Source organism: Aeromonas sp. FDAARGOS 1415 (genome assembly GCF_019048365.1).
GTDB lineage: Bacteria > Pseudomonadota > Gammaproteobacteria > Enterobacterales > Aeromonadaceae > Aeromonas > Aeromonas taiwanensis.
Map to the genome: position 1 here is coordinate 3860361 of NZ_CP077363.1, position 17349 is coordinate 3877709.

Annotated in this window: 15 protein-coding genes, 1 tRNA gene and 1 other RNA gene; 16 read left to right on the top strand and 1 reads right to left on the bottom strand. The window is 62.1% G+C overall.

Going from position 1 to position 17349, the window contains the following annotated elements; genetic code table 11:
* Positions 1 to 56: 56 nt before the first annotated feature.
* The 6 genes from mepA to I6L45_RS17995 all read left to right on the top strand — a co-directional run bounded on the left by mepA (position 57) and on the right by I6L45_RS17995 (position 3368).
* Complete coding sequence (gene mepA / locus I6L45_RS17970) at positions 57 to 800, top strand: penicillin-insensitive murein endopeptidase (protein ID WP_216982839.1); 744 nt, start codon at positions 57 to 59, stop codon at positions 798 to 800.
* A gap of 42 nt (positions 801 to 842) precedes the next feature.
* Positions 843 to 1460 (top strand): LemA family protein, encoded by a 618-nt coding sequence (locus I6L45_RS17975; RefSeq protein ID WP_216984242.1) that lies wholly within the window; start codon positions 843 to 845, stop codon positions 1458 to 1460.
* Entirely contained in the window at positions 1457 to 2191 is a 735-nt protein-coding gene (locus I6L45_RS17980) for a YgcG family protein (RefSeq protein ID WP_216982840.1), read from the top strand. The genes I6L45_RS17975 and I6L45_RS17980 overlap by 4 nt, the downstream gene beginning before the upstream one ends.
* A gap of 21 nt (positions 2192 to 2212) precedes the next feature.
* The gene (locus I6L45_RS17985) at positions 2213 to 2830 is read left to right on the top strand and encodes a TPM domain-containing protein (protein ID WP_134695030.1); all 618 of its coding nucleotides are present in this window, start codon (positions 2213 to 2215) and stop codon (positions 2828 to 2830) included.
* 266 nt (positions 2831 to 3096) lie between these two features.
* A tRNA-Ser gene (locus tag I6L45_RS17990) sits at positions 3097 to 3184 on the top strand.
* Positions 3185 to 3239: 55 nt separating this feature from the next.
* Positions 3240 to 3368: non-coding RNA, RtT sRNA (locus tag I6L45_RS17995), on the top strand.
* Between the two features lie 58 nt (positions 3369 to 3426).
* Here the strand turns inward: I6L45_RS17995 and I6L45_RS18000 are convergent.
* Positions 3427 to 5718 carry a hypothetical protein gene (locus I6L45_RS18000; protein WP_216982841.1) on the bottom strand — a complete coding sequence of 764 codons (2292 nt, stop codon included), beginning with the start codon at positions 5716 to 5718 and terminating at the stop codon, positions 3427 to 3429.
* 546 nt (positions 5719 to 6264) lie between these two features.
* Here I6L45_RS18000 and I6L45_RS18005 point away from each other — a divergent pair.
* The 10 genes from I6L45_RS18005 to nuoI all read left to right on the top strand — a co-directional run bounded on the left by I6L45_RS18005 (position 6265) and on the right by nuoI (position 17345).
* Entirely contained in the window at positions 6265 to 7023 is a 759-nt protein-coding gene (locus I6L45_RS18005; protein WP_025327212.1) for a flagellar motor protein, read from the top strand.
* Positions 7001 to 7876, top strand: coding sequence for a flagellar motor protein MotB (locus I6L45_RS18010; RefSeq protein WP_043759957.1), 876 nt, complete (start codon positions 7001 to 7003; stop codon positions 7874 to 7876). Before I6L45_RS18005 ends, I6L45_RS18010 begins: the two co-directional genes overlap by 23 nt.
* 256 nt (positions 7877 to 8132) lie before the next feature.
* A complete protein-coding gene (locus I6L45_RS18015) occupies positions 8133 to 8537 on the top strand; it encodes an NADH-quinone oxidoreductase subunit A (RefSeq protein ID WP_043759955.1) in 405 nt (134 codons plus the stop codon).
* 29 nt (positions 8538 to 8566) lie between these two features.
* Positions 8567 to 9241 (top strand): NADH-quinone oxidoreductase subunit B family protein, encoded by a 675-nt coding sequence (locus I6L45_RS18020; RefSeq protein ID WP_043759954.1) that lies wholly within the window; start codon positions 8567 to 8569, stop codon positions 9239 to 9241.
* Positions 9242 to 9279: 38 nt separating this feature from the next.
* A complete protein-coding gene (nuoC, locus tag I6L45_RS18025; RefSeq protein ID WP_302054814.1) occupies positions 9280 to 11049 on the top strand; it encodes an NADH-quinone oxidoreductase subunit C/D in 1770 nt (589 codons plus the stop codon).
* Positions 11050 to 11121: 72 nt separating this feature from the next.
* Positions 11122 to 11661 (top strand): NADH-quinone oxidoreductase subunit NuoE, encoded by a 540-nt coding sequence (nuoE, locus tag I6L45_RS18030; RefSeq protein ID WP_254204345.1) that lies wholly within the window; start codon positions 11122 to 11124, stop codon positions 11659 to 11661.
* Positions 11658 to 13043 (top strand): NADH-quinone oxidoreductase subunit NuoF, encoded by a 1386-nt coding sequence (gene nuoF, locus I6L45_RS18035; protein ID WP_210549984.1) that lies wholly within the window; start codon positions 11658 to 11660, stop codon positions 13041 to 13043. The genes nuoE and nuoF overlap by 4 nt, the downstream gene beginning before the upstream one ends.
* A gap of 57 nt (positions 13044 to 13100) precedes the next feature.
* Complete coding sequence (gene nuoG, locus I6L45_RS18040; protein ID WP_216982843.1) at positions 13101 to 15830, top strand: NADH-quinone oxidoreductase subunit NuoG; 2730 nt, start codon at positions 13101 to 13103, stop codon at positions 15828 to 15830.
* Positions 15827 to 16792 (top strand): NADH-quinone oxidoreductase subunit NuoH, encoded by a 966-nt coding sequence (gene nuoH, locus I6L45_RS18045; RefSeq protein ID WP_042076569.1) that lies wholly within the window; start codon positions 15827 to 15829, stop codon positions 16790 to 16792. The genes nuoG and nuoH overlap by 4 nt, the downstream gene beginning before the upstream one ends.
* 10 nt (positions 16793 to 16802) lie before the next feature.
* Positions 16803 to 17345, top strand: coding sequence for an NADH-quinone oxidoreductase subunit NuoI (gene nuoI / locus I6L45_RS18050; protein WP_042076570.1), 543 nt, complete (start codon positions 16803 to 16805; stop codon positions 17343 to 17345).
* Positions 17346 to 17349 lie beyond the last annotated feature (4 nt).

Consider the following 17349-nt stretch of genomic DNA (forward strand, 5'->3'; position numbering starts at 1 on the left):
TCTTGGTATGCTTGGGGCTGTCTGAGCCCGCACCGGGCGTCATCACCGGGAGTCCCATGTTCGCCACCGCCCTGCTATTCACCACCAGCGCCCTCTATGCCGAAGCCATCGGCGGCTACTCGGCCGGCTGTCTGAAAAATGCCGTGGCCCTGCCGCTGGAAGGACCGGGCTATCAGGTGATCCGCAGCAAACGGCTGCGCTATTACGGCCACCCGAGTCTCATCCACTATCTGCAGCACCTGGCCAACCGGACCAGGCTGGCGGGCATGCCGGATCTCTATATCGCCGATCTCGCCATGATGCACGGCGGCCCCTTCACCTCCGGCCATCGCAGCCACCAGACCGGCCTCGATGCGGACATCTGGTTCCGGATGGCCGACAGACCCATCAGCAAATGGGAGCAGGATGCCCCCAGGGAGTGGGCGCTGATCGACGAGCCCAGCTACCGCATGCTGCCCGGCCGCTTCGGCCCCCGGCAGCTCAATTTGCTGCACATGGCGGCCGATCAGCCCGAGGTGGCGCGCATCTTCATCAACCCCGTCATCAAGGCCGAGGTGTGCAAGCAGGCCCCCGGCGAGGCCTGGGTCGCCAAGCTGCGCCCCTGGGTCGGCCACTTCAGCCACTTTCACGTGCGGCTGCGCTGCCCGGCGAACAGCCCGGATTGCCAGCCCCAGGCCCCCATCCCCCCCGGCAACGGCTGCGGGGAGGAGCTGGCCTCCTGGATCAAGGACAAGCCCCAGTTGCCCAAGGTGTCGATGAGCTACCGTCCCCCCGTGTTGCCCGCACGTTGTGAGGGCTGACCACAAGCTGTTATGGTGAACCGATAAATGCTGGAAATTTCAATGGAGAACAACAAGATGGCTACTGCACTCTGGCGCGGGCCCCTGCGCGGCCTGCTGACCCTGACCCTGACCCTGACCCTGCTGCTGGGCTTGACCGGCTGCGGTGTGAACACCATTCCGACCCTGGATGAGCAGGTCAAGGCGAGCTGGGGCCAGGTGGAGAACCAGTACCAGCGCCGGGCCGATCTCATTCCCAACCTGGTGGCCACCGTCAAGGGCTATGCCAGCCACGAGCAGGAGACCCTGAAGGCCGTGACCGATGCCCGGGCCCGGGTCGGCAGCGTGCAGGCGAGCGACCCTTCCCAGCTCAAGGCATTCGAGGCGGCCCAGGATCAGCTCTCCAGCGCCCTCTCCCGCCTGATGGTGGTGGTCGAGCGCTACCCCGACCTCAAGGCGGATCAGCAATTTCTCACCCTGCAGGCCCAGCTGGAGGGCACCGAGAACCGCATCGCGGTGGCCAGACGGGACTACATAGAGGCAGTGCGCCAGTTCAACACCGAGATCCGCACCTTCCCCGGGGTCATCTGGTCCAAGCTGCTCTACTCGGATCTGGAGGCCAAGCCCACGTTCAGCGCCAAGCCCGGTGCCGATGAGGCGCCCAAGGTCAGCTTCCAATGAGCCTGATGAAACGCTGGCTGACGCTCTGCCTGCTGTGCTGGGCCACGGCGCTGCATGCCGCTCCCGACTTCCCGGCCCTGACCGGGCGGGTGGTGGATGACGCCAGCCTGATGTCCCGCAAGCAGGCCCACCAGCTGACCCAGCAACTGGCCGCCTTCGAGCAGCGCAGCGGTATCCAGCTGGTGGTGGTCTCCATCGACAGCCTGGATGGCGAGACCATAGAGGAGTACGGCTATCAGCTCGGTCGCCACTGGGGCATCGGCCAGAAGGGAAAAGATAACGGCGTCCTGCTGCTCATCGCCCAGAACGAGCGCAAGGTGCGCATCGAGGTGGGTTATGGCCTGGAAGGCGCCCTGCCCGACGCCATCGCCGCGAACATCATCCAGACCCGGATCCTGCCCGCCTTCAAGCGGGGCAACATGGTGGACGGCATCGTCTCCGGCAGCCAGGCCATCATGCAGGCCCTGGCCGGGGAGTATCAGCCCGTGGACAACGCCAGCAAGGAGGAGAAACTCGGGGGCCCCTGGCTCTTTATCCTGGTGGTGATTGTGATGATCGTGCTGCACAACCTGCGCGGGGGCGGCGGTGGGGGCGGTCGTGGCCGACGCCGCGCCGCCTATCTGGCCGGTGGATTTGGCACCGGTCGCTCCGGTGGCAGCTTCGGGGGCGGTGGCGGCTTCAGCGGTGGTGGTGGCAGTTTCGGTGGCGGCGGCGCCTCCGGCGGTTGGTAATCAGGGAAACGAGACAACAAAATGATTTCAAAACAGTTTTATCACACCTTGCAGGCCAGGGTGCGCCAGGCCGAACAGGCCACGGACGCCGAACTCGTGACGGTGCTGGCACCGGCCAGCGATGGTTACCGTTACATTCCGACCCTGTGGGCCGCCCTGCTGGCCATGCTCACCCCCCTGCTGGTGTTCCAGCTCGGCTTCTGGCTCGGCTGGTACGAGATCCTGCTGGTGCAGTGGTCCGTCTGGCTGCTGCTGAGCCTGCTGTTCCACTGGACCCCCATCAAGATGCGGCTCATTCCCAAAAAGGTACGCCAGCACAGGGCTGCCCTGATGGCCCGCCTGCAGTTTATCGAGCAGGGGTTGCACCGCACCCGCGACCGGCTCGGGGTGCTGATCTTCGTCTCGGTCGCGGAACACTATGTGGAGATCCTGGTGGACGACGGCATCGCCCAGCACATCGACAACGCCCAGTGGCAAGAAATCATCGACGACTTCGTGGTGCGGGTGCGCAACAAGGAGGTCGAACAGGGCTTCCTCGAGTGCGTGGAGCGTACCAGCGCCATCCTGACGGATGCGTTTCCGGCGACCCGGGATCAGAACGAGCTGCCCGACAGCCTGATCATCCTCGACAAGCCCTGATCGGGTTCAAAAAAACGGCATTCTGTTCAAGGGATAGGCATTCGATAAAGATTATGAAAAATAAGGGGAAAAGAGGTTGACCCCGGCAGCCCTTTCCCCTAAATTACGCCCCGTTCCAGCGCAACGGCGCAACGAACACCGTGTTGGCTGAACACGTTAAACCACAGACCAAAATTTGGTGAGGTGACCGAGAGGCTGCCCACCGACGAAGTCGGCAAGATGCACGCGCAGCGTGCTCCGAAAGCCACTTCAAGAAATAAAAATTTGGTGAGGTGTCCGAGTGGCTGAAGGAGCACGCCTGGAAAGTGTGTATACGGCAACGTATCGAGGGTTCGAATCCCTCCCTCACCGCCAAATTTTAAAAACCGACCTGATGGTCGGTTTTTTGCATCTGGTGACATGGCAACATCCGATGCCGATGGAGGGAGGGTGAGAAACCTCGTCGGGTTCGAACAGAGCAGCTTGCTGCGATGAACGGTCGCAGGCCGCCCCGAAGGGGTGAGCCACGCTGTGGCGAATCATCCCTCCCTCACCGCCAAATAAAGGAAAAGGGCCTGTCGCAAGGCAGGCCCTTTTCCTTTATTTTGACTTTGGGTTCAAGGCGTCGCTAGGGCTGCGTCAGCATCTTCCTCCCTCAGATAGAGGGTTGTGGTGGGATCATCCACCCCATGCCGAAAGGTCACTATGCCCTTCACCGGATTAATGGTATCTATCTGGCTGAAGCGCTGCTCCCAGCATGTCCACCAAGTGCAAGGGGTCGGCTCATTCCCTTTCAGCAGCACCAGGGACATCATTCCGCCATCCAGATGCAGCAACAGGTCCTGATCCGGATCATCGATAAGCATACCATTGAACGTCAGTTTCTGAGTACCAGATCCCCCCAGCCAGCTGTCATTGGTCACTAGATAGCGCTTTGTGCCTGTCTTGAACAGCGGGCCGTCGAGTGCAGCTTGGTCGTAGATACTCAACCCCGGCAGATTGTCGGCGTTGATCTGACCAAAGCTGACTCCTTGCGCACGCAAGCTCAGGATCTTGTCAGGTAAATCCGCAATCTCGCGTGAGTTCCACTCTGCAAAGTCATGGCCAATCCACCAGCCGTCCATCGCATCACCAGTTCCCTTGTGACGCAGCATGACCTTGAACTCCTGGCCAGAGCTGTCCTGATTGAGGGCTTCGTAGCCCTGCTGAACCCTATGATCCCACGTCACATAGATGTGGCGCTCATCGGCCGATATATCCTGCTGCTCCACCCGATACTGATTGAACAGGTAACCTTCAGGATGAGCGCTGTCACTCAATTTTATCTGGTTATCTTCATCCAGCAGATAGCGCTTCCCTTCGATAGTCAATGTCTGCAGATTAACCCCGGTATGAATCCTATCGGTGACGGTGTCATACCAGTAGGAAGTCCTCGTGGGACCAAAGGTGTTGTAATCGGCATACTCCTCAAACTCATCGCCCAACGGATTAGCCCAGACTATCTTGCCCGACGCGAAACGCGTCGAGCCATCAAGACGAGTCAGCAGAGACTCGCGTTGATTGATCGAACCATCCGCATGCCAGTCATGCTCGAAGATGACCCTAGTGCCCTCGCTGTCCGTGACCCTGTGCTCCAGGCGACTGTAGCCAGCTGTGCCGGGGGATAACGGCTTGAACCAGTCCTGGGTAGGGGCATCAGGCGTGTATTCAACCATCTTGATATCATGTCCGCCCGTCACTGCCATCTTGTCCGATACCTGAACAAAATCGATGGTGCTGTAATCCTTCGCGGCCAAGGCGGCCCTGAGATCGGTATTATCGTAGTGTCGACCATTATCGACACAGCCCACAGCCGACTCATCACAATTGGAGCCTTCGTCATAGTACTCTGTCCAGTGTTCACTCGTACCCAAGCTCAGCAATTGCCCCTTGAAATGACGCACGCCATCTTTGTTTAAATCCTTTTCCCAGGTCGAATGGCGCTCTATTGTACCGTCGCCCAACTGACGCTCTTCCAGTGTCCAGACGGTGGCAACGAGGGGATCGCCATTGAGCCTCTCATAGTCGTTGGCCATGCTGTCCCAGTAATATTTGATCCCCTGGCTAACTGCCTTGCCATCAACCACCTTGCGAGTCGCGAATTCCACGCTAAAAACGATCTGGTGAGTGTTGTAATCGATCTCGCGCTTCAGGGTGGGCAAGCCTTCTGCCCCCTCATGCACGCTTCCCAGCTTGACATAGATGGCTGCCGCGTCACTGGCACTGGCATTCAACATCAACCGCATCGTCTCCTGTTTGGTCGCATCGATGGGCAAGCCCGTTGCAGGCAACGCGTCGACGATGCTCTTGGCAATAAATGCGACCAGACCATTGTCCTGTTCGATGAAATTGGATTCCAACATATCCGGGTCAATGCCAAGTCGGTTGGCCAGCGCCACCCTGGCTTGCGCCGGATCACTGGTCTTGGCGATCTCCAGGAACAGCAGGGTGGTCAACGGACTGACGACCCGCACCGTACCACTGTTGGCTGGTGCAGCCAGGGTGAAGGCTGTCTCGATGGGCCCACGCTCCAGATCCTCCGTCTCCCCAGGAATGGCCATCACATAGATGGGCGCGTTTCCCTGCTCCTCTGTCAGAGTAAACAGCACCTGACCCCGGTCATCAGAGGTGCCTGTTGGCTCCTGCTCATCCTGGAGGCCATTGCGATTGAGATCCACCCATACGCGCGCGCCCTTGAGCACGCCATCAATGGCCTGAACCTTTAACTGAACGGTAGTCACAGGGGGATTGTCCGTCCCCCCGTCGTCGGTACTAGGTGTGCCGCTATTGTCAGTCGAATCACCGCCACCACAGCCAAACAACAGAGCGCTAATCGAAACAGCCAGCAATGACTTTGCAAAAGGCTTCATATGTTCCTCACTCTTGGTTCTATTCCATACACCTTGGGGTTACCAAGGTCCCGCCAGTAACCCGATATGTCAGCCCAATTAATGAGCAAACTATCAAAATATAGCCACTACGAGTAATAGGTGGTGGTATCCCGTGACAAGGTGCAGATCCAAACGCTATCCGAATATGCCTAATCGGCCGCAAAAGTACCGTGCCTTGGCTGATATCAAACGCCAGCCATTTTAAAGTGCATACCCATGCCAGCGCAGCCAAGGGAGGAGCAGGATAGGATCATCACACTGGGGCTGACAGCGAGATCCACGTCAGGATCCTGCCAATATCCTCGTGCAGAGCCTACCGGTAGTCGGAGCCATTGTGGTGCTCCATCAAATGGCATGCGGCTCCCATTTTATGGCAGCCCCCATGACCCCTACGGGTAGAAAAGAGGGAGATGACCTGGTCGATCTTCCCCCCCGGATATTTGCTCACCGATTGGATATCGTTTTGAAAAACTGATAGTTAAGTGGCTACACTAGCCACAAACAACGCATAGGGAATATGGACACATGAGTCTGATTGGTTTGCTGCTGGCCCTGGCTGCCATCCTGGGTGGCAACATCATCGAGGGGGGGCATCCCAGTGCCCTGCTCGATCTCCCCGCCTTCCTCATCGTCATCGGCGGGACCGTGGGGGCGGCGCTGACCCAGTTCCCCTTCTCCGTGGTCGGCAAGACCTTCAAACGCTTCAAGTGGCTCATCTCTCCCCTGCGTCTCGACATGCTGGAACAGGCCCAGCTGCTGGAAACCCTCGCAGGCAATGCGCGGCGCAGCGGCATGCTGGCGCTGGAGGGGATGATCGACGACATCAAGGATCCTTTCCTGAAGAAAGGGGTCCAGATGATGGTGGACGGTTACGAGAAGACCAAGATCCACGAGGTGCTGGAAAACGAGATCGAGTTCGAGCAGGAGGATCTCGAACAGACCGTCAAATTTTATGAAGCCATGGGCGGCTACTGCCCGACCATGGGGATCGTCGGGGCCGTATTTGGCCTCATCCACGCCATGGGGCTGCTGGATGCACCGGACAAACTGGGGGGCGCCATCGCGGTGGCCTTCATCGCCACCATCTACGGGGTTGGTGCCGCCAACCTGATCTTCCTGCCCTTTGGCAACCGCTACAAGGGCTTCGCCCACCAGATCCGCCACTACAAGGAGATGACCCTGACCGGCATCCTCTGCATCGTGGACGGCGAGTCACAACAGCGGCTGCAAGTGACCCTTGAACCCTACCTCGGAGGCCACGGTGGCGAAAAAGAAAAAGGCTGAGGCGCCGGAGAACCACGAGCGCTGGCTGGTCTCCTATGCCGACTTCATGACATTGCTGTTCGCCCTGTTCGTGGTGCTTTATTCGTTCGCCATGGCCAAGCAGTCGGAGACCCGGGTACTGATACAGGGCTTTATCGAGTCGCTCGGCAAGATAGGCCTGGTCTCGCTGCCTGCGGGCTCCCCCGTGATGCAGGGGGGCACAGGTATCCTGGAGCCCGAGTCCAAGACCACCCCGGGTACGTCGCAGCAGGAAAAGGTGCTCGACACCGAAGCTCCTGCATCGGCCTCCGATCCCTTCAACGAGACCATAGGATCGTCCGAGAAGCCCAGTGCGACCGAATCCTGGCCCCACAAGACCAAGGAGCAGGACTGGACCATCAGCACCAAGCAGAAGCTGGAGCAGCAGCTCAAGAGCCAGATCGAATCCAAGGAGATCGAAGTAGAACAGCTTGGCAGCCAGCTGGTGATCCGCATCGGCGAGAAGACCCTGTTCCCGGCGGACTCGGCCTTCCTGCAACCCCAGTTCATCCCCCTGGTCAACAAGGTCTCCGACGTCCTGGCCGATATCCCCGGCATGGTGGTGGTCACCGGCCACACCGACAACTCCCAGGCGCCGGTGGAACTCTATCGCAACAATTGGGAGCTGTCGGTGTTGCGGGCGGCCACCATAGTCCACACCCTGCTGACCAATCCCAAGCTGGATTCGCGACGGGTCATTGCACAAGGGGTGGCCGACACCCAGCCCCGTTATCCCAATGACACCCCGGAACACCGCCAGGCCAATCGGCGGGTGGAGATCGTGCTCTCCCAGGGCAAAGCGGCGGAACAGGCCCTGCCCCTCCTCAAACCCTGAAACAGACCCCGCCATGCGGGGTCTTTTCTCTCCTGCGACACCTCCCTCTTTTCAAACATTCCCTGTTTTTGGGGCCTCTCAAAAACGATTGAAAACGATTCTCAAATGAGAAAATTGACCCCGCTAGCAAAACGCGATTTTCCCTCTGATGATTAATAATTAATCCGCTGAAATGGCATGTAAATCAGTATGAAAGTGGCATACTACGTAACACCATTGTTAAGTCACATGATTAATTTGGTTAGGGAAAACCTATATGTTTGCTGATATTGCCGTCCAGCATTGGGCTTTTGCTGTCTATGTCATTGGCGCCATCTGCATCTGCCTTATCATGATAGGTCTGGCAGCCCTGCTGGGGGGTCGTGCCTATGGCCGAGCCAAGAACAAACCCTTCGAGTCAGGCGTGGATTCCGTGGGCAACGCCCGCCTGCGCTTCTCCGCCAAGTTTTATCTGGTCGCCATGTTCTTCGTCATCTTCGATGTCGAGGCGCTCTATCTCTTTGCCTGGTCCGTGTCCGTTCGGGAAAGCGGCTGGGTCGGCTTCATCGAAGCCACCATCTTCATCACCTTGCTGCTGGTAGGCCTCATCTACCTGTGGCGCATCGGCGCCCTCGACTGGGCGCCGAAAAAGCGTGTCCTGACTGACAAGAAACCAGACTGAACTACCGATTATCTCTTTGAGGTTGCACCATGAAGTACACCCTGACCCGGATTGACCCGGATGCGCCCGTCGAGCGCTACCCCCAGGAACAGCGCCAGACCGTCGATGATCCACTGGCGCAGCAAGCGACCCGTGGCATCATGATCGGGCGTCTCGAAGAGGTGCTGCAAGACACCGTCAACTGGGGCCGCAAGAACTCCCTCTGGCCTTACAACTTCGGCATCTCCTGCTGCTATGTGGAGATGTGTACCGCCTTCACTTCCCCCCATGACGTGGCCCGCTTCGGCGCCGAAGTCATTCGCGCCTCACCGCGCCAGGCGGACTTCATGGTGATCGCCGGTACCCCCTTCATCAAGATGGCGCCCGTCATCCAGCGCCTCTATGAACAGTTGCTCGAACCCAAGTGGGTCATCTCCATGGGCGCCTGTGCCAACTCCGGCGGCATGTACGACATCTACTCCGTCGTCCAGGGGGTGGACAAGTTCCTGCCGGTCGACGTCTACATTCCGGGCTGCCCGCCCCGCCCCGAGGCCTTCCTGCAGGCCCTGATGCTGCTGCAGGACTCCATCGGCAAGGAACGCCGCCCCCTCTCCTGGGTAGTGGGAGATCAGGGTGTCTATCGCCCCCAGATGCAGGCCGAGAAGGAACGCAAGCGCGGCGAGCGGATCAACGTGACCAACCTGCGCACGCCGGATGAGATCTGACCATGAAACTGACTCGAGAATTCCCAAGCAACTACACCATGGCCCAGTGGCAAACCGTCGATCACGCCGATGCCCAGGTGGTGGGCGAGCTGTTCGCCCACTTCGGCGCCGAGCGCTTCACCGTGCAGAGCACCCGCACCGGTGTCCCCGTCATCTGGCTCTCCCGGGAACTGCTGCTGGACGTGATGGGGTTCCTTAAAACGCTGCCCTCCCCCTTCGTGATGCTGTTCGACTTGAGCGCCACCGACGAACGGATGCGCAGCCATCGCCACGGTCTGCCCGAGAGCGACTTCACCGTTTTCTATCACCTCGTCTCCATCGACCGCAACGCCGACGTCATGCTGAAGGTGCCGCTCAAGGAGAGCGATCTGCATCTGCCCACCGTCAGCTGCCACTTCCCCAATGCCAACTGGTACGAGCGTGAAGTGTGGGATCTGATGGGCATCACCTTCGACGGCCACCCCCATCTGACCCGCATCATGATGCCCAAGAGCTGGCAGGGACACCCGCTGCGCAAGGACTACCCGGCGCGGGCGACCGAGTTCGATCCCTTCATGCTCGATGCGGTCAAGCAGGATCAGGAGCAGGACAACCTCCTGTTCAAGCCCGAAGAGTGGGGCATGGCCCGGGGCAACGAGAACGAGGACTACATGTTCCTGAACCTCGGCCCGAACCACCCCTCCGCCCACGGGGCATTTCGCCTGGTGCTGCAGCTCGACGGGGAGGAGATCCGCGACTGCGTGCCCGACATCGGCTATCACCACCGCGGCGCCGAGAAGATGGGAGAGCGCCAGTCCTGGCACAGCTACATCCCCTACACCGACCGGGTCGAATATCTGGGCGGCGTGATGAACAACCTGCCCTATGTGCTGGCGGTCGAGAAGCTGGCGGGCATCAAGGTGCCGGGCCGGGTCGACGTGATCCGGGTCATGATGGCGGAGCTGTTCCGCATCCAGAGCCACCTGCTGTTCCTTGGCACCTATATCCAGGACGTGGGGGCCATGACCCCGGTCTTCTTCACCTTCACCGACCGGCAGAAGATCTACACCATCATCGAAGCCATCACGGGCGCACGCATGCACCCGGCCTGGTTCCGCATCGGCGGCGTGGCCCACGATCTGCCCACCGGCTGGGCCCGCCTCATCCAGGACAACCTGCTGAGCTGGCTGCCCAAGCGCTTGATGGAGTATGAAAAAGCCGCCATGCGCAACAGCATACTGCGCGGCCGCACCATAGGCGTCGCCGCCTACAACACGGCGCAGGCCCTGGCCTGGGGCACCACGGGGGGCGGTCTGCGCGCCACCGGCCTCAACTTCGACGTGCGCAAATGGCGCCCGTATTCCGGTTACGACCAGTTCGAGTTCGAGGTGCCGGTGGGAGCGAACGGGGATGCCTACGACCGCGCCACCGTGCGCATCGAGGAGATCCGCCAGAGCCTGCGCATCATTGAGCAGTGCATGAAGAACATGCCCGAAGGGCCGTTCAAGGCGGATCACCCGCTCACCACGCCACCGCCGAAAGATCGCACCCTGCAGGACATCGAGACCCTGATCACCCACTTCCTGCAAGTCTCCTGGGGGCCCGTCATGCCGGCCGCCGAGTCCTTCCAGATGATAGAGGCAACCAAGGGGGTCAACAGCTACTACCTGACCAGTGACGGCTCCACCATGAGCTACCGGACCCGGATCCGCACCCCGAGCTTCGCCCACCTGCAGCAGATCCCCTCGGTGATCCGCGGCCAGATGGTGTCGGACCTCATCGTCTACCTGGGCAGTATCGATTTCGTTATGTCAGATGTGGATCGTTGAGTCCTCTCGCCCCGGCAGACGGGGCGAAGGGCGAGACGCGCAGTAAAGGGACAAGCCACAAAAGGTCAAGTCATGAGCCAATGTCAGTGTCACAATAACCAGACCCCACAAGGGCAAGGGGCATGCAGCAGCCAGCAGGGCGATTTCGTCCTGAGCCAGGCGGAGCGCGATGCCATCGAACACGAGAAACACCACTACGAAGATCCCCGTGCCGCCAGCATCGAAGCGCTCAAGATAGTGCAGCAGGCCCGCGGCTGGGTACCGGATGGTGCCATCCACGCCATCGGTGCCGAGCTCGGCATCCCCGCCAGCGACGTGGAAGGGGTCGCCACCTTCTACAGCCAGATCTTCCGCCAGCCGGTGGGTCGCCACATCATTCGCGTCTGCGACAGCATGGTCTGCTATATCAACGGCCATGAGCAGCTGCTGGCCGGCCTGAAAGAGGTCGTCAATCTGTCCCCCGGCCAGACCTCCCCGGATGGCCGCTTCACCCTGCTGCCGGTCTGCTGCCTCGGCAACTGCGACAAGGGGCCGGCCATCATGATCGATGACGACACCTATGGCGGGCTCGACGCCGTCAGCCTGCTCAAGACCCTGGAGGCTTACCCATGAGCATCCAGCCAGGCAAGACTCTCGCCTCCCTCGGCACCGCCAACCGCATCCCCCGCGCTGCCGAGACGCATCCCCTCACCTGGCGCCTGCGGGACGACGGCCAGCCGGTCTGGCTCGAGGAGTACCAGGCCAAGCAGGGCTACGAGGCCGCCCGCAAGGCGCTGGGCCAGATGAGCCCGGACGAGATTGTCAGCACCGTCAAGGATGCCGGCCTCAAGGGGCGCGGCGGCGCAGGCTTCTCCACCGGGGTGAAGTGGGGACTGATGCCCAAGGACGAGAGCATGAACATCCGTTACCTGCTCTGCAACGCCGACGAGATGGAGCCGAACACCTACAAGGATCGGCTGCTGATGGAGCAGCTGCCCCATCTGCTCATCGAGGGGATGATCATCTCGGCCAGGGCCCTCAAGGCCTATCGCGGCTACATCTTCCTGCGCGGCGAGTACGTGGACGCCGCCATCCACCTGCGCCGCGCCGTGGAAGAAGCCAAGGCCGCCGGGCTCCTTGGCAAGAACATCCTGGGCTCGGGATTTGATTTCGAGCTGTTCGTCCACACCGGTGCCGGCCGCTACATCTGTGGCGAAGAGACCGCCCTCATCAACTCCCTGGAAGGGCGGCGCGCCAACCCGCGGGCCAAACCCCCCTTCCCCGCCGTTTCCGGCGTCTGGGGCAAGCCCACCTGCGTCAACAACGTCGAAACCCTGTGCAACGTGCCCGCCATCATCGGCAACGGCGTGGCCTGGTATCAGGGGCTGGCCCTGCCCGGCTCGGAAGATCACGGCACCAAGCTGATGGGCTTCTCCGGCAAGGTGAACAACCCGGGGCTGTGGGAGCTGCCCTTTGGCATCACCGCCCGCGAGCTGTTCGAGGAGTACGCCGGCGGAATGAAACCCGGCTATCGCCTCAAGGCCTGGCAACCGGGCGGCGCCGGTACCGGCTTCCTGCTGCCCGAACACCTGGATGCCCAGATGTATGCCGGCGGCATCGGCAAGGTCGGCACCCGGATGGGGACGGGCCTTGCCATGGCGGTGGATGACAGCATCAACATGGTCTCTCTGCTGCGCAACATGGAGGAGTTCTTCGCCCGCGAATCCTGCGGCTGGTGCACCCCCTGCCGCGACGGCCTGCCCTGGAGCGTCAAGATCCTGCGGGCCCTGGAGCGGGGTGAAGGCCAGCCCGAGGATCTCGCCACCCTGGAGCAGCTGGTCAGCTTCCTCGGCCCGGGCAAGACCTTCTGCGCCCACGCCCCAGGTGCCGTCGAGCCCCTTGGCAGTGCGATGAAGTATTTCCGCTCCGAATTCGAGGCCGGAGTCAAGGCCGCGCAGGACAATCACAAGCTGTTCAAGGGCATCCAGCCCAACCTGCTGGGCGAGCGCTGGTAAACGCCCGGACGCATCGGGCAATAGCCGATTTCACAAAACAGGTTTCAGGGAAGTTGTATGGCAACCATTCATGTAGACGGTAAAGAGTACGAGGTAGACGGGGCAGACAACCTGCTGCAAGCCTGTCTGTCGCTGGGTCTGGACGTCCCCTATTTTTGCTGGCACCCGGCGCTCGGTAGCGTCGGTGCCTGCCGCCAGTGCGCGGTCAAACAGTATCAGAATGCCGACGACAAGCGCGGCCGCCTGGTCATGTCCTGCATGACCCCCTCCACCGATGGCACCTATATCTCCATCGAGGACGAAGAGGCGAAGGAGTTTCGCAAGACGGTGGTGGAGTGGCAGATGACCAACCACCCCCACGACTGCCCGGTGTGCGAAGAGGGCGGCGCCTGCCACCTGCAGGACATGACGGTGATGACCGGCCACAACAGCCGCCGCTACCGCTTCACCAAGCGCACCCACCAGAACCAGGATCTGGGCCCCTTCATCAACCACGAGATGAACCGCTGCATCGCCTGCTATCGCTGCGTGCGCTACTACAAGGACTACGCCGGTGGCGAGGATCTCGGGGTCTATGGCGCCCATGACAACGTCTACTTCGGCCGGGTCGAGGATGGCACCCTGGAGAGCGAGTTCTCCGGCAACCTGGTGGAGGTCTGCCCCACCGGCGTCTTCACCGACAAGACCCACTCCGAGCGCTACAACCGCAAGTGGGACATGCAGTTTGCCCCCAGCATCTGCCAGGGGTGCTCCGTCGGCTGCAACATCAGCCCGGGTGAGCGCTACGGTGAGCTGCGCCGCATCGAAAACCGCTTCCACGGCGCCTTGAACCACTACTTCCTGTGCGATCGCGGTCGCTTCGGCTACGGTCACGTCAACCTGGCCGACCGCCCCCGCCAGCCCCTCTTGCAAGAGGGCGGCGACAGGCTGGCCATCACGGTGGACGGTGCCCTGAACCGCGCCGCGGATGCCCTGCGCACCGCCTCCGGCCTCATCGGCATCGGCTCGCCCCGGGCGTCGCTTGAGAGCAACTACGCCCTGCGCGAGCTGGTGGGCGCCGCCAACTTCTACTCTGGTGTCGAGCAGAGCGAATGGGAATGCCTGCAGAAGATGCTGCAGATCCTGGAGCAGGGCGGTGTGCGCACCCCCAGCCTGCGCGACATGGAAGAAGCCGACGCCGTGCTGGTGCTCGGCGAAGACGTCACCCAGACCGCCGCCCGCATCGCCCTGGCCCTGCGCCAGGCAGTCAAGGGCAAGGGGCGCGAGATCGCCCGCAAGCTGAAAGTGGATCTGTGGCAGGTCGCCGCGGTGCAGACCCTGGCCCAGAACGAACGCTACCCCCTGCTCATCACCAGCCTGGATGCCACCCGTCTTGATGACGTGGCGAGCGGCACCCTGCACGCCCCTCACACGGATCAGGCGCGCCTTGGCTTCGCCATCGCCCACCTGCTGGATGCTTCTGCTCCGGCGCCGACGGATCTCGCTCCCGAGCAGCAGGCCCTGGCAGCCCGCTGGGCCGAACTGCTCGGTAGCGCCAGGAAGCCCCTCATCATCGCAGGCAATGGTGCCCGTTCACTGGCCCTGATCGAGGCGGCCAGCAACATCGCCCGCGCCCTCAAGGGCCGCGGCCAGGCGGTGGAGCTCGCCCTGGTGGCCCAGGAGGTCAACAGTCTGGGGCTGGCCATGCTGGCCCGGGATGCCGCTCCCCTGGAGGCCGCTCTCGAGCGCATCGAAGGGGAGGAGAAACTCGCCCTGGTGGTGCTGGAGAACGATCTCTACCGCCGTGCGCCGCGCAGCCGGGTGGATGCCGCCCTCGAACGCCTGCAGCACCTGCTGCTGGTGGACCACCAGGACACCCAGACCGCCAAGAAGGCGAGCCTGGTGCTGCCCGCCGCCAGCTTCGCCGAAGGCGACGGGACGCTTATCAATATGGAAGGCCGCGCCCAGCGCTTCTTCCAGGTCTATTCCCCCGCCTTCTACGACGCCGACATCCAGGTGCGCGAGGGCTGGCGCTGGCTGGCCGCCCTGCAGGGGACGCTGGCACGCAAGCCCCTGCGCTGGAGCACCTTCGACGACGTGAGCGCCGAGTGCGCCGCCAGCACCCCGCAGCTCAGCACCATGCGCGAGCCTGCTCCCAACGCCGGCCTGCGCATCCGCGGCATGAAGCTCGCCCGCGAGCCGCACCGCTACAGCGGCCGCACCTCCATGCTGGCGGATCAGAACGTGAGCGAGCCCAGGGTGGCGCAGGATCCCGACTCCCCGTTCGCCTTCTCCATGGAAGGCTACGCCGGTGCCCGCCAGCCCCTCTCCCAGGTGCCCTTCGCCTGGGCACCGGGCTGGAACTCGCCCTCCGCCTGGAACAAGTTCCAGGACGAGGTGGGTGGCAACCTGCGCGCCGGGGATCCCGGCCGTCGCCTGCTGGAGCCGGGCGAGGATAGCCTCGGCTGGTTCGATGTCATCCCCGCCCCCTTCCACGCCCAGGCAGCCCTGCAGGTGGTGAGTTACGATCAGCTGTTCGGCGGCGAAGAGCTCTCCGCCCGCAGTCCGGTCATCCAGGCCCGCATGGGCGAGCCCGCCCTGGTGCTGAACCCGGCCGACGCGGCGCGTCTGGCCCTGGGCGCCGGCAGCCAGGTCGCCTTCTCCTGGGGTGGCAACCACTGGCGCCTGGCCCTGCGCCTGAGCGACAAGCTGGCCCAGGGTCTGGTGGGGCTGCCGCTCGGCGTCAACGGTCTGCCGACCGCGCTGCACCACGCCCTTCTCGATAACCTGCAGGAGGTGATCGCATGAGCGATGCGCTGATTGATCTGTTGCTGGAAATCGGCAAGGCCCTGATCGTGCTGGTGGGGATAGTGGGGGCCGGTGCCTTCATGAGCTTCATCGAGCGCCGTCTGCTGGCACTCTGGCAGGATCGTTACGGCCCCAACCGGGTTGGCCCCTTCGGTCTGCTGCAGCTGGCGGCCGACATGGTCAAGATGTTCTTCAAGGAGGACTGGATCCCGCCGTTCGCGGATCGCCGGATCTTCGTGCTGGCCCCCATCATCGCCTTCACCGCCTTCATCCTGGCGTTTGCGGTGGTGCCCATCACCCCCACCTGGGGCGTGGCGGATCTCAACGTGGGCCTGCTCTACATCCTGGCCATCGCGGGGCTGGCGGTCTACGCCGTGCTGTTCGCCGGCTGGTCGAGCAACAACAAGTACTCATTGCTCGGCAGCCTGCGCGCCTCCGCCCAGACCCTCTCCTACGAGGTGTTCCTGGGACTGTCGCTCATGGGCATCGTCATCCAGACCGGCAGCTTCAACCTGCGTGACATCGTCGAGGCCCAGGCCGGCATGTGGAACGTGATCCCCCAGATCCTGGGCTTCGTCACCTTCCTGTTCGCCGGGGTCGCCGTCACCCACCGCCACCCGTTCGATCAGCCGGAAGCCGAGCAGGAGCTCGCCGACGGCTATCACATCGAGTACGCGGGCATGAAGTGGGGTCTCTTCTTCGTGGGCGAGTACATCGGCATAGTACTGATCTCTTCGCTCATCGTGACCCTCTTCTTCGGTGGCTGGCACGGCCCCTGGCTGCCGCCCTTCATCTGGTTCGCCCTGAAGACCGCCTGTTTCATGGTGTTCTTCATCCTGCTGCGGGCCTCCCTGCCCCGCCCGCGCTTCGACCAGGTGATGTCCTTTGGCTGGAAAGTCTGCCTGCCCCTGACCCTGCTCAACATGCTGGTCACAGGCGCAGTCGTGCTGCTGAACATGTAATGAGGCACCAATGAAAATTACGAGCATTATCAAGGGTGTCGGCACCCAACTGCGCAGCCTGGGGATGGTCTTCTCCCATGCCTGGCGCCCTCGCGAAACCCTGAGCTACCCGGAACAGCCGGTCTATGCCGCCCCGCGTTTTCGCGGCCGCATCGTGCTGACCCGCGACCCTGACGGCGACGAGCGCTGCGTGGCGTGCAACCTGTGCGCCGTCGCCTGCCCGGTCGGCTGCATCTCCCTGCAGAAGGCGGAACGGGAAGACGGCCGCTGGTATCCGGAGTTCTTTCGCATCAACTTCTCCCGCTGCATCTTCTGCGGCCTGTGCGAAGAGGCCTGCCCCACCACCGCCATCCAGCTGACGCCGGATTTCGAGATGGGGGAGTATCGCCGCCAGGATCTGGTGTACGAGAAGGAAGATCTGCTGATCAGCGGCCCCGGCAAGTACCCGGACTACAACTTCTACCGCATGAGCGGGATGGCCATCGACGGCAAGCCGAAAGGGGATGCCGAGAACGAAGCCAAGCCCATCGATGTCAAGAGCCTGCTGCCCTAGGAGT

Bases quoted from the DNA above. Each gene is read 5' to 3' on its own strand.
- mepA (WP_216982839.1), top strand. From the start codon at position 57: ATGTTCGCCACCGCCCTGCTATTCACCACCAGCGCCCTCTATGCCGAA.
- I6L45_RS18020 (WP_043759954.1), top strand. From the start codon at position 8,567: ATGAAGTACACCCTGACCCGGATTGACCCGGATGCGCCCGTCGAGCGC.
- I6L45_RS18000 (WP_216982841.1), bottom strand. From the start codon at position 5,718: ATGAAGCCTTTTGCAAAGTCATTGCTGGCTGTTTCGATTAGCGCTCTG.
- nuoG (WP_216982843.1), top strand. From the start codon at position 13,101: ATGGCAACCATTCATGTAGACGGTAAAGAGTACGAGGTAGACGGGGCA.
- nuoF (WP_210549984.1), top strand. From the start codon at position 11,658: ATGAGCATCCAGCCAGGCAAGACTCTCGCCTCCCTCGGCACCGCCAAC.
- I6L45_RS18015 (WP_043759955.1), top strand. From the start codon at position 8,133: ATGTTTGCTGATATTGCCGTCCAGCATTGGGCTTTTGCTGTCTATGTC.
- I6L45_RS18005 (WP_025327212.1), top strand. From the start codon at position 6,265: ATGAGTCTGATTGGTTTGCTGCTGGCCCTGGCTGCCATCCTGGGTGGC.
- nuoH (WP_042076569.1), top strand. From the start codon at position 15,827: ATGAGCGATGCGCTGATTGATCTGTTGCTGGAAATCGGCAAGGCCCTG.
- nuoE (WP_254204345.1), top strand. From the start codon at position 11,122: ATGAGCCAATGTCAGTGTCACAATAACCAGACCCCACAAGGGCAAGGG.
- nuoI (WP_042076570.1), top strand. From the start codon at position 16,803: ATGAAAATTACGAGCATTATCAAGGGTGTCGGCACCCAACTGCGCAGC.
- I6L45_RS17985 (WP_134695030.1), top strand. From the start codon at position 2,213: ATGATTTCAAAACAGTTTTATCACACCTTGCAGGCCAGGGTGCGCCAG.
- I6L45_RS17975 (WP_216984242.1), top strand. From the start codon at position 843: ATGGAGAACAACAAGATGGCTACTGCACTCTGGCGCGGGCCCCTGCGC.
- I6L45_RS17980 (WP_216982840.1), top strand. From the start codon at position 1,457: ATGAGCCTGATGAAACGCTGGCTGACGCTCTGCCTGCTGTGCTGGGCC.
- nuoC (WP_302054814.1), top strand. From the start codon at position 9,280: ATGGCCCAGTGGCAAACCGTCGATCACGCCGATGCCCAGGTGGTGGGC.